The sequence below is a fragment of the Lactobacillus sp. ESL0263 genome (assembly GCF_003692845.1).
Lineage (GTDB): Bacteria > Bacillota > Bacilli > Lactobacillales > Lactobacillaceae > Lactobacillus > Lactobacillus apis.
On the sequence record NZ_REHL01000004.1, the window covers coordinates 227928 to 243971 of the forward strand.

General features: G+C 36.5%; 12 protein-coding genes. 7 read left to right on the forward strand and 5 right to left on the reverse strand.

Annotation, left to right across the window (positions count from 1 at the left end; genetic code table 11):
- Positions 1-32 precede the first annotated feature (32 nt).
- Together F5ESL0263_RS03075 and F5ESL0263_RS03080 are read left to right on the forward strand one after the other, a co-directional pair.
- On the forward strand, positions 33-1430 hold the full coding sequence (locus tag F5ESL0263_RS03075) for a DHA2 family efflux MFS transporter permease subunit (protein WP_122034778.1): 1398 nt from the start codon (positions 33-35) through the stop codon (positions 1428-1430).
- A 3-nt stretch (positions 1431-1433) separates the two neighbouring features.
- The gene (locus F5ESL0263_RS03080; protein ID WP_122034780.1) at positions 1434-1859 is read left to right on the forward strand and encodes a MarR family winged helix-turn-helix transcriptional regulator; all 426 of its coding nucleotides are present in this window, start codon (positions 1434-1436) and stop codon (positions 1857-1859) included.
- 53 nt (positions 1860-1912) lie between these two features.
- On the opposite strand, the gene F5ESL0263_RS03085 is transcribed toward F5ESL0263_RS03080, so the two are convergent.
- Positions 1913-3058, reverse strand: coding sequence for an IMP dehydrogenase (locus F5ESL0263_RS03085; RefSeq protein WP_122034782.1), 1146 nt, complete (start codon positions 3056-3058; stop codon positions 1913-1915).
- A gap of 681 nt (positions 3059-3739) precedes the next feature.
- Here F5ESL0263_RS03085 and F5ESL0263_RS03090 point away from each other — a divergent pair.
- Together F5ESL0263_RS03090 and F5ESL0263_RS03095 are read left to right on the forward strand one after the other, a co-directional pair.
- Entirely contained in the window at positions 3740-4108 is a 369-nt protein-coding gene (locus F5ESL0263_RS03090; RefSeq protein ID WP_122034784.1) for a cupredoxin domain-containing protein, read from the forward strand.
- 20 nt (positions 4109-4128) lie between these two features.
- Positions 4129-6033, forward strand: a complete 1905-nt coding sequence (locus F5ESL0263_RS03095; protein ID WP_122034786.1) for a copper-translocating P-type ATPase — start codon at positions 4129-4131, stop codon at positions 6031-6033.
- Positions 6034-6202: 169 nt separating this feature from the next.
- Here the strand turns inward: F5ESL0263_RS03095 and F5ESL0263_RS03100 are convergent, their stop codons facing one another.
- The 4 genes from F5ESL0263_RS03100 to F5ESL0263_RS03115 form a co-directional block, all read right to left on the reverse strand.
- Entirely contained in the window at positions 6203-8977 is a 2775-nt protein-coding gene (locus F5ESL0263_RS03100; protein WP_122034788.1) for an FtsX-like permease family protein, read from the reverse strand.
- Positions 8978-8989: 12 nt separating this feature from the next.
- Positions 8990-9691, reverse strand: coding sequence for an ABC transporter ATP-binding protein (locus F5ESL0263_RS03105; RefSeq protein WP_046306572.1), 702 nt, complete (start codon positions 9689-9691; stop codon positions 8990-8992).
- Between the two features lie 52 nt (positions 9692-9743).
- Positions 9744-10556, reverse strand: coding sequence for a Cof-type HAD-IIB family hydrolase (locus F5ESL0263_RS03110; protein WP_122034789.1), 813 nt, complete (start codon positions 10554-10556; stop codon positions 9744-9746).
- 119 nt (positions 10557-10675) lie between these two features.
- The gene (locus tag F5ESL0263_RS03115) at positions 10676-12283 is read right to left on the reverse strand and encodes an APC family permease (RefSeq protein WP_232352304.1); all 1608 of its coding nucleotides are present in this window, start codon (positions 12281-12283) and stop codon (positions 10676-10678) included.
- A gap of 270 nt (positions 12284-12553) precedes the next feature.
- Between F5ESL0263_RS03115 and F5ESL0263_RS03120 the strand changes: the two genes are divergently transcribed.
- The 3 genes from F5ESL0263_RS03120 to dcuC all read left to right on the forward strand — a co-directional run bounded on the left by F5ESL0263_RS03120 (position 12554) and on the right by dcuC (position 15972).
- Complete coding sequence (locus tag F5ESL0263_RS03120) at positions 12554-13279, forward strand: YebC/PmpR family DNA-binding transcriptional regulator (RefSeq protein ID WP_122034791.1); 726 nt, start codon at positions 12554-12556, stop codon at positions 13277-13279.
- A gap of 347 nt (positions 13280-13626) precedes the next feature.
- Entirely contained in the window at positions 13627-14547 is a 921-nt protein-coding gene (locus F5ESL0263_RS03125) for a nucleoside hydrolase (RefSeq protein ID WP_122034792.1), read from the forward strand.
- Between the two features lie 18 nt (positions 14548-14565).
- Positions 14566-15972 (forward strand): C4-dicarboxylate transporter DcuC, encoded by a 1407-nt coding sequence (gene dcuC / locus F5ESL0263_RS03130; protein ID WP_122034794.1) that lies wholly within the window; start codon positions 14566-14568, stop codon positions 15970-15972.
- Positions 15973-16044 lie beyond the last annotated feature (72 nt).

Here is a 16044-nt window from a genome sequence, read left to right on the forward strand (position 1 = left end):
AGCTTGCTAACTAAAATTGAAGGAGGAATTTTATGCAAAGGAAATTAGATGCGAGATTGATTTGTTCAATCTTTGCAGCAGGATTGATGTCATTTTCGGGAGTTTTGATTGAAACGGCAGGAAATGTTACCTTTCCAGTCCTAATGAGCGAATTTAACGTTAATATGTCGATGGTTCAATGGATGACAACAGGTTACTTATTGGTTGCATCAATTGTTATGCCACTTTCAGCATATTTAAAACGTAATTTTAGTTCACGTGCACTGTTTATTACAGCTTCAGTTTTGTTTATTGTTGGTCTTTTAATTGATGTAGTTGCTAAGAATTTTATGTTCTTAGTAATAGGAAGAATTGTTCAGGGAGCAGCAGCTGGAATTGCAATTCCACTGATGTTTAACATTATTCTAGAAAAATCCCCATTAGACAAAATTGGTTTATTAATGGGAATTGGAACAATGATTACTGCAGTTGCCCCGGCACTTGGACCAACTTTTGGTGGTTTAGTTGTGAATACGATGGGGTGGCGCTACATCTTCATCTTCATGCTTCCAGTAATGATTATTTCATTAGTTATGGGTCTTTGCTCAATTACTAAAGACTCAGAAAAGATTGAGCACACTAAATTAGATTTTGTTGGCTTTTTAAGTATTGCAGTAACTTTTATTGCTTTGATTTTTGCTTTTAGTAACTTAGCAACGGTTATGCAAAAGCCTCTTACGTTTATTATTCCATTAGTAATCGGAATTATCGGATTGATCATTTTTATTAAGCACTCTTTAAAAGTGGAAAATCCATTGATTGATATTCGAGTATTTAAGAAAAACAAGTTTACTCAAGGTTTGAGTGCATACTTTGTATTCCAAATTAACACGTTAGGTTTATCATTTATTCTGCCAAACTATGTTCAAATTGCTAACAAGCAAACAGCTATGACAGCAGGTCTTTTACTTTTGACTGGTGGAATTGTAGGTGCGATTGCATCTCCTGTTGGTGGACGTTTGCTTGATAACTACGGTGCCAGAAAACCAGTAATGACTGGTGCGATTCTAGAGTTTATTGGCGGTGCATTATTCTGTGCTTTTGCTTCTAACTTTAGCTCACTTGAAATTATCCTGTTTTACACAGTGACAATGCTTGGAACTGGTTTAATCATGGGCAATATCATGACAGCTTCTCTAAATGTTTTAACTGAAAAAGAACATACTGATGGTAATGGATTATTCAATATGGCGCAGCAATTTGCTGGTGCAGTAGGTACTTCAATTGTTTCAGCAATTATGCAATTTGTTCAACAAATGAGTACTAGATCAACTGCAGCTGGCCGACTGGTTGATGCCGCTCAAATTGGCTTAATCTTTTTGCTAATTTTAGTTGCTATTGGTGTATACTTGCTTTATAAAGCTACAAAGGCTGTTAAAGCAGGAGAATAATTAATGGAAAGACTGGGTTTGGCTTTACAACGCGCCCAAAACACTTTTAACCGTAATGTAGATCATTTTGCTAGACAATTAGGTCTGACAGGAATGCAAATGCTAATTATTGAATATTTAGCATCCTTTTCTGGAGAGCACTATATTTATCAAAAGGATATTGAGCATGAGTTCAATATCAGAAAGTCGACTGCAACTAATATTTTGCATCTGATGGAGCAAAAAGATTTAATTACAAAGGAAGTTAATCATAAGGATACGCGTTTAAAGGTAATCCAGTTGACAAATAAAGCCAAAAAGTTGGAACCTGAAATAACTTCATATTTTGTTTCTTCTGAAAAAGAAACTGAGAAAATTTTGGGTTCTGAGGTAAAAAAAGAGCTGATACAAAATTTGCTTAAATTAAATCAAATATTATCTGAGAAATAAAAAGGCTAGTTACGCTTGTGTAACTAGCCTTTTTTGAACTTGATATTTAAAATTTATCTATCGTAATTAGGTGCTTTTTTGGTGATCTGAACATCATGTGGATGTGATTCTCTCAAACCAGCATTAGTAATTTTTACAAATTGAGCATTTTCAATTAATTCAGAAATTGTTGATGCGCCAACGTATCCCATTCCGGAACGTAAACCACCAATGATCTGGAAAATAATGTCCGAAACATCACCTTTATATTCAACGCGTGCTTCTACACCTTCTGGAACAAGTTTATTAGCTTCATTTACGCCACCTTGGAAGTAACGGTCAGAGGAGCCATGTGCTTGTGCCATTGCTCCTACAGAACCCATTCCACGGTAGGTCTTGTATTTTTCGCCATCACTTTCAAAAATTTCTCCAGGAGCTTCAGTTGTACCAGAAAGCATGCTTCCTAGCATTACAGCATTACCACCAGCAGCGAGGGCTTTTACAATATCACCGGAGTATTTCATTCCACCATCGGCAATAATTGGCTTGTGATATTCACGAGCGGCTGTTGCGGCATCGTAAATTGCAGTTATTTGGGGAACTCCAACTCCAGCGACAACTCTCGTTGTACAAATTGATCCGGGTCCAATACCAACTTTTACGACATCGACGCCAGCATCAAAAAGTGCTCTTGCCGCATCACCAGTGGCAATATTACCTGCAATTAAAGTAACATTTGGGAAATGATCACGAATTTCCTTAATTTTACGTAATACACCTGCGGAATGTCCATGTGCAGTATCAATAACGATTGCATCAGCGCCGTTTTCGAGTAGTGCTTCAGCACGTTCAAACGTATCACTAGTTACACCAATTGCAGCTGCAACCAATAAACGATTGTTCTCGTCGACGGCTGCTTTAGAAACGTCACTTGGTACAATAACATTTTTTACGTTTGCGACTTCGCCAGCCTGTGCGTTGATTGACATGTTCTTATGAATAACACCTAATCCACCTTGAAGTGCCATTGCAATTGCCATTGCACCCTCAGTAACCGTATCCATACCAGCACTAATTAGTGGAATTTTAAGTTTAAGATTTGGTGCTAATTCTGTATGTAAATTAACTTCATTGGGTAATACATGACTTTCAGCCGGAATTAATAAGACGTCATCAAAAGTTAATCCTTCTTTTACAAATTTTGTTGACCAATTTGACATTTACTGCACGCTCCTTGTTTAACTATAGATAAATTATAAATTGATTTTACTTTACTAGTGATTGGGGAGCTGGTCAAGGTAGAATTAATGCATTTCTTTAAAAAATATACTAAGTGCTACTAGTTTTTATTATGATTAAATAGCAAATATAAAATATACAAGTAATAAGGAAGGTAAGGATAACGCATGTTTTTTAAAAAGATTTTCTAAAGAACCACTGAAGTAAGCAGGTATTTCTTGAAAGATATTACAGATCCTCATAGACTGATGATCTGCGGTTTTTTGACCAAGTCTAAAAGATGGGATAGAAAATGAAATGAAAGACAAAAGTTTTATTTAAACAAGTTGATCACTGAATAGTTGAGTAGCTTCACGCTAGAAAGCAATGGAGTAAATAAAAGCGTATCAAATGCTAATAATGCTTAACCTGCTGCTTATGCGCAATTTGATAGTCCGGATGCGACATAATTTTTACGCACGAGTCGATTTTATCGATTTTGGAGGATCGATAAGTCAGATAGACAAAGTAAAAATCGCAACAGCCATTAACGAAAGTTAGTGGTTTTTTTAATTCGTTTATGTTTACAAATGTAAATTTAAGTGTTAAATTAATTATAGTTTACAAATGTAGACATTAAAAAGAATAAAACAAATAAAAAATAAGTTGAAGGAGAGTTAATTATGAAGGTTATTACATTAATTATAGGAATTATGGCTATTGCTTTTATTGCTTGGTGGTTCTTAGGTAAACATGATGCAAGTGTTGAGCAAGCAAAAGTGAATTCTACTAATCAAACGGTTAACATTCAAGTAAAGGGTGGCTATTCACCTGAAAAAGTTGTCCTAAAAAAGGGCGTTCCTGCAACTTTGAATTTTAAGCGATTAGATTCTTCTAGCTGCTTAGATCATGTCATTTTCTCTGACTTGGGAATTAATCAAGAATTGCCAAAAGGTCAAGTCGAGCAAGTCAAAATCGACACATCTAAAGCAGGTGAATATGACTGGGAATGCAGTATGAACATGTTTCATGGCAAGGTAATCGTTAAGTAAGTAGGAAAAGGAATCAGTATATGAAGATAACGACACGTTTTTGGACCTCATTGGTACTTTCCCTGCCAATGCTTGTTGAGATGATAATCCATCCCTTTACAGGCTGGATGTTACCAGGTGGTAATTGGACAATGCTGGCGTTTACGACAGTTATTATGTTGATTTCTGCGGGTCCATTCGTTTCTAGCGCCTGGTCAGCATTCTTGAAGCATCATTCCAACATGGATACCCTTGTTGCACTGGGAACAATGATCACGTACCTTTACAGCATTTATGCCATGTTCACGGGAAGGCCAGTCTTTTTTGAGACAGCAGCGTTTGTAATTACGTTTGTTCTCTTAGGGCAAGTCCTGGAAGCAAAAATGCGCAGTAATGCCTCGAGTGCAATTAGTAAGCTGGTTAACCTGGGAGCAAAAGAGGCCTTGGTAAAACGCGGAACTGAGTTTGTGAAGGTTCCGATAAGTCAGGTTGTAAAAGGTGATTTAATACAAGTTTTACCGGGACAAAAAGTACCTGTCGATGGAAAAATAGTTTCTGGAATTTCAAATATTGATGAATCAATGGTTACTGGGGAAAGCATGCCTGTTGCCAAAAAAGCTGGAGATCAAGTAATTGGTTCAACAATTAATCAAAATGGATCTTTTGTCATTGAAGCCGAAAAAGTTGGCAATGACACAATGCTTGCCCAAATTATTGAAATTGTAAAGAAAGCACAGAATAGCCATGCACCGATTCAAAAACTAACCGATAAAGTTGCTAACGTTTTTGTTCCAACTGTTTTAATTATTGCTATTATCACATTTCTAGTTTGGTTTGTCTTTTTAAATAAGAGCGTACCAACAGCTCTTAACTACGCAGTTTCCGTAATGGTAATTGCTTGTCCCTGTGCTTTAGGATTAGCAACGCCAACCGCTTTAATGGTCGGAACAGGTCTGGGCGCTAAAAAAGGAATCTTGATTAAAAATGGTGAAATTCTTGAAGCTGCTAATAATTTAACTGCAATAGTTTTTGATAAAACTGGCACAATTACTAAAGGAAAACCGCAAGTAACAGACGTCATTGGGAATAAATTAGTAGTATTACAACTAGCTGCAAGCCTTGAAAAATTATCAGAGCATCCACTTGCACCAGCAATTCTAACTGCTGCTCAAACAGAAAATGTTGAGATGAAAGATGTAACTGATTTCAAGGCGATTGAAGGACGCGGAATTAAGGGGATAATCGATGGGAAAACTGTTTTTGTCGGTAAACCCGAAATTGACCAATATACTGTTGAAACCAAAATGTCTGATGCGATAACTAAGTTGCAAAAAGAAGCAAAGACCGTTGTTATTGTTGCTATAGATGATAAGGTTATCGGTTTGATTGCAATTCAAGATGCTCCAAAGGAAACAGCTGCTAAGGCGATTTCCGACTTAAAGGCGGAAGGCTTAAAAACAGTTATGCTTACCGGTGATAATAAGCAAGTTGCAGATTCAGTTGCCAAACAAGTAGGAATAGATCAAGTAATTGCAGAAGTTTTACCGATTGATAAAGCTGACGAAATTAAAAAGTTGCAACATAACTATAAGGTTGCCTTTGTTGGTGATGGTATTAATGATGCTCCGGCATTAACGCAAGCAGATGTTGGGATAGCAATGGGTTCTGGAACTGATGTAGCGATTGATGCGGGCGGAATTGTTCTAATCAAAAATGACTTAGAAGATGTTGTTCGTGCACTTAAATTGAGTAAAAAAACTTTTAAACGAATTAAGTTGAATCTGTTTTGGGCATTTATTTACAACATTTTAGGAATTCCAATTGCTACGGGGTTATTTGCAGGGATTGGTTTTACTCTTAGTCCTGAAATAGCTGGTCTTGCAATGGCCTTTAGTTCATTATCAGTTGTAATAAGTTCTGTTTTACTCGGAAGAGCAAAAATTTAACGCAAAAAGGATAGTCGAAATTTAGTCGACTATCCTTTTTTATTCTGTATGAGCATTAGTTATTTGTAACGATGTTTTCACTTAAATAAAGTGGTTTTAATTTGACTACAAAAAACTATTGAAAAAAGCCGAGCATAATAGCTCGACTTTTTTTACTATTCAACGGATATTAATCAACGGATTTCAATGCTTCTAGCATATCTAAATCTCTCAGCTTTTTGTTGACGATAAATCCTAAAATAATTGTAATTAATCCAATTACACCCAATGGCCACAAGAAGCTTGAGGCGGAAAGGGCTGGATTGAACATGACATTATCAGGTGGAACAACATACAGGATGTAGCGATAAAGCAAATCACCGGTCAAATATCCTACTAGAATGCCAATACCCGTTAACAAAATTGTTTCGCGGTAGATGTACATTGTGACTTCATTGTTGTAAAAGCCTAATACCTTGATGGTAGAAAGTTCGCGAATTCGTTCAGCGATGTTGATATTAGTCAAATTGTACAAAATAACAATTGCCAGCAAACCAGCAACAATGATTAAAACAACCATTATCATATTAAGGGATTGCACAACAACGTCTAGTTCTTGACTAATTGCTGTGTTTTGAACGACACCAGCAACACCGTTAAGCTTCATAAACTCTGCAGCCACTTTTTTGGTGTTCTTATTAGAACTGTTCTTTAAGTTAACCAGATGAGCGTTAGTAGAATACTTTTTGGCAAAAATCTTTTCATACTGGTTTGAGTTCATTAGAACAAAGTGCCCCATATACATTTCAGTAATATTAGCAATCTTCATTCTTCGACGGTGATTGTCTTTATCAGTCAAAGTAATATAGTCACCTTTATTAACATTTAGGAGACTGGCTAAGCGTTCGGAAACGACAACACCACCATTAGTTAATGTAATCTTCTTTTTACTGCGACGATCGTTTAAATAAAGATATTGATCAAGTTTGTGGTCTGATTTTGGCGCAATTAAAGTAATGTCTTGCGTGTCACCAGATTTACCAGCAGTTTTTGACATCGACTCATAATAGATAGGTAGTTCAGATTTAATGTTACTTCCTTCCAGCTTATCATCGAGTGTAGCTTGGTCATTAGCTGAAATTGGAGATTTTTGAGCCACTATCATGTTGTAATGAATTAATCCTGAAAACTGACGATTGTTCATATTACTGATAGAGTTTTTTACTGCAAAACCCGTAAAAAGAAGAGTAGCTGCACCACAAACACCAAAGATTGTCATTAACATTCGTTTTTTATAACGGAAGATGTTACGGGCAGTTACCTTGTGGGTGAAGCTAAGATGATTCCAAATAAACGGAATTCTTTCAAGAAGTATTTTTGAACCAGCTGCAGGTGGCTTAGGTAGAAGTAATGCAGCTGGTTTTTCACGGAATTCAGCTTTTGCAGTTAAATAAGCGGGTAGAACGGAACTGATCCACGATAAAACAAGGGAAATTAGACTAATCTGCCAGTAAAAGTGTTCTTCAATTGGTGGTATCGTCAGAGACTTGTAGTAAGCATGGTAAACAATCTGTGGCATTAAAGTATGGCCAAGATAAACACCAATAATTGTTCCGATGGTTCCTGAAAGAAAACCGTAAAAGACAAACTTGCTGATAACAACATTGTCGCTATAGCCCAATGCTTTCAGTGTTCCAGAATTAATTCTTTCCTCATCGATAAAACGATTCATAGTGGTAAATGTGACTAAAGCAGCTACAAAGTACAAAAAGATAGGAAAGACTTTCGCCAAGTCTTCGACAACTCTTGCGACCGTGGTATAGACAAGATTTCCTTCACCACCAGGCACTTCTCGGCGATTGTAAACACTATAACTTGGTGCTGATAACTTTTTGGCCTGCTTTTTTGCCTTAGCTAATTTAAGCTCATTCTTTGCAATTGTTTTTTCAGCACTTGCTGAAGCAGTCAATGCTTTTTGCTTTTTTGCTTGTAAAATTTTTGCTTTGGCAGATAATTCTGCTTGAGCCTGTTGAAGCTGCATTTTTGCTTCTGGTGTAGTAGCACTCGAAGCTTGAGCAGCTAAGGCATTTTTCTGCTCATCTAATTCTTGCTGGGCAAGTAACAGTTGCTTTTTAGTATCGGCTATTTTATTTTTGGCGTTAGTAAGTTGCTGTTCCTTTGGCTTTATTACTTGATTAAAGCTAGCATAAATTCGTTTTTGGCGTTGCTCGGCATCTTTCTTGAGCGTTTTTTGCAATGCCTTTTTGTGATCACTAACTCGGGCAGTATAAACTTTGCCATATGAATCAAGGTTACGTAAATTGTGATATCTAAGGTTGGCAACAGTGTAAACTTGTTGGTTAAAAGCACTTGGCATAACAACAGCATATCCTTTAAGTTCGCCAGTACCACTATTACTTTGACCTAAGTTAACATTAGATAGAATTTGACTTGAGCGGACAAATCCAACAACTTTAAATGTCTTTCTTTTTAGAAGGGTACTACCAAGCAGATTCTTCTTTTCGGTAAAACTGACTTCTTGACCAATCTTGTAGCGATTATGATAGTGCTCAGCAAGTGCAACTTCGTTTTTACTTTTAGGTAAGCGACCTTGGCGCACTTCGTACTTGCCGACAGATTTAGGCTTTGAAAAAACGCGAAAACTTTCATCGGTATTTTTTAAAACGGTGTCAGTCATATAGCCGAATTCAACTTCTTCAAGCCCCTTTGTTTGCTTGATTTTTTCGGTATCTTTTTTGTCAAAACCATAATTACACATTACAGATAAATCAGCAGTGTTAAGTTCTTGCGCATAGTGATTACCAGTATCACGCATATCAGGCCCAGTAACAAAAAGTCCGACCAGTGCGAATGCTCCGATCATCATTAAGCCCATAATTGACAAGAATTGTCCTTTGGTATGCTTAATTGACTGCCAAAAATCTTTCCAAATTATTTTTTTCATGATCTGCCTTTTCTACCACTTAATATTTGTAATATCTTCTGGTTGAGCGTTTTGCTCAATTTTGGTTACTTGGCCGTCATGAAAATGAATCACGCGATCTGCAATTGGTGCCAGTGCACTGTTATGCGTAACAATAACTACTGTTGCACCGTTTTCGCGACTCATTTTGGCAATGGTCTGTAAGACGCTTTTTCCTGTTTGGTAATCAAGTGCTCCAGTTGGCTCATCACACAAGAGTATCTTGGGATTTTTAGCAATTGCACGCGCAATAGCAACTCTTTGCTGCTCACCACCTGATAGTTCAGCAGGGAAGTTGTTAATTCGATTTTTCAAGCCAACGTCAATTAAGGTTTGAACTGGATCAAGTGAATCGGCAACAATTTCTGATGCTAGTTCGACATTTTCTTTTGCAGTTAAGTTTTGAATTAAGTTGTAGAATTGGAAAACAAAACCAATATCATTACGCCGATACGTGGTCAATTGGCGTTTATTATAATTTGCAATATTTTTACCATCGATAATGATGTCACCGGAGGTATTGGTGTCCATTCCGCCTAAGATATTAAGGATGGTTGACTTACCAGCACCGGAAGCTCCTAAAATAATTGCCAATTCGCCTTTTTCAATGGAAAAATTGACGTCATTATTAGCTAAAATTTCCGTGTCACCGGTTTGGTAACGTTTAAAATTGTGTTTGACTTCAATATAACTCATAAATAATTTTTCCTTATTAAATCTGTTTTTTTGTTTTTAGTTTAACTTGATTTTAGCCTAAATACTCTTCTAACACTTGCAAAACACCCATTTCATTGTTGCTAGGGGCTTCATACTTGGCAATTTTCTTTAAGCGTTCATCACCATTTTCCATTGCATAGCTATAGCCAGCAAGTTCGATCATTTCTTTATCATTCATTCCATCGCCAAAAGCAATCAGCTCTTCAGGCTCAACTCCAAAGTAGCGTAAAAAGAATTTGATTCCCTGTCCCTTGTTAACGTTGACTGGCATGATGTCGATATTATCAAAACCGCTTGTTGTGCAGTGAATTCGTTCAGTATTATCTGCGTTGAATTTCTTTTCAATCTCATTAGCTAGTTCAGAAGAGCAGTTAAGAGTTAGTTTGGTTATGCTGTCACTAGTTGGAAGTTTAAGTAAGTTTGCAATTTCATTGACGTTGGGATAGAAAAAGTGCATTGATTTTTTAAAATTGTTAGATGCACGTTTATTTAAGTATGCATTCTCCAAACCACTTGCAACAATTTCTATTTGGGGGTAATTAGTCTGAATAAAATTAATTAGCTTGATGCCAGTTTTATAAGTAAAAACATGTCTAGCGATGACCTGATTATCCTTGGTAAGAATTGAGCCATTATCAGCTATAATGTCGATTCTATCTAGAAAATCAAAAAAGTCTTGTTGCAAACGCGAAAGAGGGCGCCCACTAGAAACAATGAAATGAACTTTTTGCTCACGTAATTTGGTTAAAACTTGTTCAAACCGGTGATGATCAAATTGCTTATTATCATCTTCAAAAGTGCCGTCCATATCTACGGCAACTGCTTTAAATGGAATTGGTGTCATCAGTGTTCTCCTTCGTCTAAAATCCTCTATATTATTATATATTAGATAGGTTAGTTTTTTCTTCATTTAGCAAAAAAACAGATTCATTTAACGATGAATCTGTTTTTAAATTTTGACAACTATTTTTTAGCTGAAGTAGGCTTTTTTCTGCCAACTAACCAGCAAATCAGAATTGCAAACACTGTTTCAATCAGAATTAATACAATGTTCATGCCCAGTTTAGCCTGTCCAAGACTAAGTGTGGCGCCATTAAACAAGTGATTCCTTTCACCTAAGTACAAATCAAAAATAATTGAACCAATTACTAGAACACCCATAGTTGTCCATTGACCACGATTGAAAGCAATTCCGTATTCTTCTTCACGTTTCCTGATACTTGGTAGAATTGCACCCAAACCAATCAATACTACAATTGCGACAATGTTAATAATTAGTTCATACCACCAATAGCCACTGAACTGCTTAATGTCTTGTGGCGCAATGCCGAGTACTGTTGCCACTGCAGTAACAATCAATAAAAACAGTCCAGCCAGATAGCCAAGCTTGTCGTTTTTTATAAAGACATAATCGGACTTGAATTTCTGTGAATTCTTTCTGATTTGCATGAATGAGAAGAAAATCCAGCAGGTAACACCAGGTGAAATAATACCGTTAAGGTTTAAGAGCCAGTTGAAAATATCATTCATATCAGGCAAGAAAATTCCTAAAAGCATGATGAAAGCTGAAAGACCTACCGTTAGAACGTAACCATTAATTGGTAATCCATTTTTATCTTTTTTCTGCAAAAAGTGTGGCATGTATTTGTCACCAGTATCGGAAATTAACATTCTTGTCATTGCATCTAGTAAAACAGCTAGAAGCGCAGCGTTGTAAAAGACTGATGTCCAAGCCCAAATGTAAAGTAATGTTTTGCCCATACCATATTGGTGACCGACCATATCGAATGCGTAGTAGGCACCGTTCATCTTTAAATCTTTTGGAATATGGTACCCATCAAAGTAAATGCCAAGTGCGAATGAACCAAAAACAGTTAAGAAAATGGTCATGATTGCTAAAGCAACCATTGCTTTAGGAAAATCAGCCTTCGGTTTTTTCATTTTAGTAACGTATGGTGCTACTAACTCGCAGCCATTTAAAGCGTAAATTAACATGGCAATAGTAGTCCAATAATGCATGTCAAACTTAGGAATAAGTGTCTTCCAAGTAAATGGATGAGTTGCCATGTGGCCACCTGATTTAGCTAAACCTAAGAAAGCTAAGAAAACAAACATTAGTGTCATGATTAACATCAAGCCACCGCCGATAGTCGACAGGATTTCCATTGAACGAGAGAAATAGTGTTCAATGATGATGAAAATAATAAACATGGCAAAAGTCATGAGAGCAAATTTGGTGTTAGATATTTGACTCTGAAACTTTTCTGAACCAGTTAATGCCCAACCAATATCGACAATAATCTCATTGGCTGAATCGACGGCATAAGGGATAGATGCAGCCCAATATGTCCATGCAGTAAAGTAACCAAGGAATTCCCCGTTGGTTCCACGTACCCAAGAGGAAAGTCCACCACCTTCCTGATTAAAGACTGAGCCTAGTTGCCCGACCATTAATGAATATGGAATAACATAAAAAAGACACATTATGATCCACGAGGTAACAACTGGCATTCCCTGATTTTGGAAATTGTACATAATATCATCGAGGCCAATAACCGTGCAGAAAGCCATTAGGGTTAAAACAGGCCACGAGATATATTTTTTATTAGAATCTAGTTCCTCCACAAAAGTTCTCTCCTTTTTTAAACAATTATTTACATTTTACGCATTAAAAATGAAAAAGACTAGGGAATAATTAATAAATTCGTCTGCATTATTATGGTAAGTAATTATATTAGACTGGAAGAAAATTACTCCGCTTGACTTGATAGTATTGAATTTTCTTAAACCGTGCGTTAAGATTATATCGTTAATATTTTAAGAAGAGAAAGAAGGATTCTTATGTCAGGACATTCAAAATGGCACAATATTCAAGGCCGCAAGAATGCGCAAGACGCAAAGAGAGGTAAAATTTTCCAAAAGTTATCTCGTGAAATATATATGGCTGCAAAGAATGGTGGTCCTGATCCCTCTGGGAATCCTAACCTACGTATGGTGATGGATAAGGCACGTGCCAATAATATGCCTAAAACCAATATTGATCGTGCGCTTAAGAAGGCTGAAGGTAATTCAGATGAGCACTACGATGAAATTACATATGAAGGTTATGCACCAGGTGGTGTAGCAGTATTTGTCGAAGCTTTGACTGATAACAAGAATCGGACAGCTTCTGCAGTTCGTGTTGCATTCACTCGTAACGGTGGTTCTCTTGGTGCTAGTGGTTCAGTTGCTTACATGTTTAACCGTAAAGGTTACATCGTAATTGATCGTACTACTACTGATGCAGATGAAGATCAGATGCTTCTTGACGTAATGGATGCTGGCGGTGATGATTTACAAACCAGTGATGATGCGTTTGAAATCTACACTGATCCAAAACAATTTGCTCAAGTTCGTGATGCCTTAGAAAAAGCAGGCTACAAATTGGCAAATGCGGAATTAACAATGATTCCAGAAAACACAACACCTGTTCCTGAAGATAAGAAAGAACAATTTGATAACTTAGTTGATGCACTTGAAGACGATGACGATGTTCAAAACGTTTACACTGCAGCTGAGGAAGACTAATTAATAAAAGACAAAACCTTCCAGATTTATTCTGGAAGGTTTTTTATTTGCCATAACTAGCTATTTTTGCTTTTTTAACTATGTAATAACTATTTGTGCAAAGATCAAACTAAAAGCATCGGATTTAATTTAAATATAGTTGACTGTTTCACAAAAAGCAACTAGTTTCTTACCATGATAGTACTAGAAATCATGACGCTATTTAAAAAAGATGGTAAAAGATATTTATAAATTTGAGTAATAAATCACAAATTTATTGGGAATATTAGGTACACAAGTAGTATACTGTTTTACTGGAATTAATTAGATTCTTAATACAAGACATTTTAATGAGTAGGAGAATTAAGATGACAAAACCCGTTATTTTAAGTACGGATCCTGGAATTGATGATGCAGTTGCAATCTCAATTCTATTATTTGATCCGCAAGTAGATGTGAAGCTGATTGCGGCAGCTGCTGGTAATGTGGGAATTGAACAGACACTAAACAATGTGTTAAAGCTTGAAAAATTTTTAGGTAAAAAAGTTCCTGTTGTAGAGGGCTGTAAACGCGCTTTAATTAAGGCACCAGTAGATGCGGCTAGTGTTCACGGTAAAAGTGGCATGGATGGCTATGACTTTCCTGAGCCTGATCTAGATTTACTATTAAAAGATACAACAGCACCCGAAGCTATTCACGAGGTAGTGGCTAGTTCAAGTGAAAAAGTTACTTTGGTGGGAATCGCACCATTAACAGATTTTGCACTCTACATTCGGTTATATCCTGAAGATTTAGCTAATATTGAAGAATTAGTACTGATGGGTGGCTGCATTGGTCGCGGAAATTACGGTATCTATTCCGAATTTAATATTGCTGGTGATCCGGAAGCAGCAAAAATTGTTTTCGAAAGTGGACTAAAAATTCGCGTTGCACCATTGGAACTTGGCTTCCAAGCACTTGTTAAGCCAGAAATAAGTGAGCAAATCAAGTCACTTGGCAGCGTTGGTGATATGTTCTATAGCCTGTTTAAACGCTACCGTGGCGGTAGTTTCAATACTGGATTGAAAATTTACGATGCGCTTGCAGCAGGAATTTTACTAAATCCAACTATGTTTGATTTTGAAGAGGCCTATGTGGATATCATAACCGATCAAGGTCCTACAAACGGTGCTTCTTTAATGGACTTCAATAATAAATTGAATAAACCAGCAAATGCCTTAATTGGTAAGTCGGTTAATGTTGATGAATTTATTGCTTGGTTCATCGAAGCAATCAAAAAAGCTTGTTAGATTAGAAGGGAATTTTTAATGAATCAGTTAATCGCAATCGTATTAACTTTGTTGTCAGTAGTCATCTTGGTATACATGTTATCCAAGAAAATGGATATTAAAATTGTGCTATTTGCTTTAGGACTTGTACTTTTGTATTGTGCAGTTCTAATGGGGAATAAGATAACCGTTTTAGCACCAGTGTCGAATCCATTTTTAAAACCTATACAGGTTATAATAGATCAATTTACTTCGACGCTGTCACAAGCAGGATTTGTAATTCTGCTTTTAGCTGGGTATAGTGCTTACATGAGTCACATTGGCGCAAACGATGTGACAGTGAGTGCTTTGACTTCCTCAATGAAGGGAATTAAATCGGTTTACCTATTAGTTCCGATTGTTTTCTTAATGTCAAACATCCTTTCTCTTGTAGTTCCAAGTGCTTCAAACTTAGCAATTATTTTATTAGCAACATTGTATCCTGTTTTAAGAGCAACAGGAATGAGTAGATTAACTTCTGCTGCTTTGATTGCTACTTCAGCTACAATCATTCCAACACCATTAGGTTCAGATAATGTAGCATTGGCTTCAGCCCTACATTTGTCAACTACACAATATGTTTTTGGCTATCACGCTTTAATTTCAATTCCGACCTTACTTTTAATTGCTGTAATTCAATATTTCTGGCAAAAACATGAAGATAAGAAAGATGGACAGGAAATTAGCTATGAAGAAGAATTAAAGAAATATGGGTTAAAAGAAGAGAGTACCCAGAAACTTAAGGTTAAAGGTGGAAAATTCGTTCGTTTTGTATACGGCCTCTTGCCTTTAGCACCAATTATCATCTTGATAGTTGACTTCATCTATAATCTTGTTAGAGGCGTAACTACAACCATGAGTGTGCAGGAAGTGACGCTTATCAGTTGGATTATTGCCATTATAGTTGAACTAATTAATACCAAAGATGCTAAACAAGTTTTGCAGGACAGCAATGTGTTCATTAAAGGGATGGGCAATGCAATGAGTATTGTCGTACTTTTAGTTGCTGCTCAAACTTATGTCCAAGGATTAAACGCAGTTGGTATCATGACAATGCTACAAAATTCAATGACAGATATTAAAAGTGCCGGAATCCTCTTGCCAATAATTATGGTAATCTTTACTGCTGTAATTGTTATCTTGAGTGGTAGTGGTATTGCATTGATTTTTGCATTAATTCCATTGATTGTACCGTTAGCAAAATCTGCCGGAATTGCTCCGCAGCAACTTTCTGTTCCAATTCAATTAGCGGCTAATTTGTTAAGAGCAGTTTCGCCTGTTGCGGCAGTTGTCCTAATCGTTTCCGAGGCAACTCACTTGGATACAGCTCAAATTATCAAGCGGACTTCTGTGCCAATGCTTGGTGGTGTAGTCATTATGCTAATCTTGTCATTCTGTCTACTATAAAAACTGAATAGAAGAATAAAAAGCAGTACTTAAAGTGCTGCTTTTTTGTTTATTCAAAATAATATTTAGTTT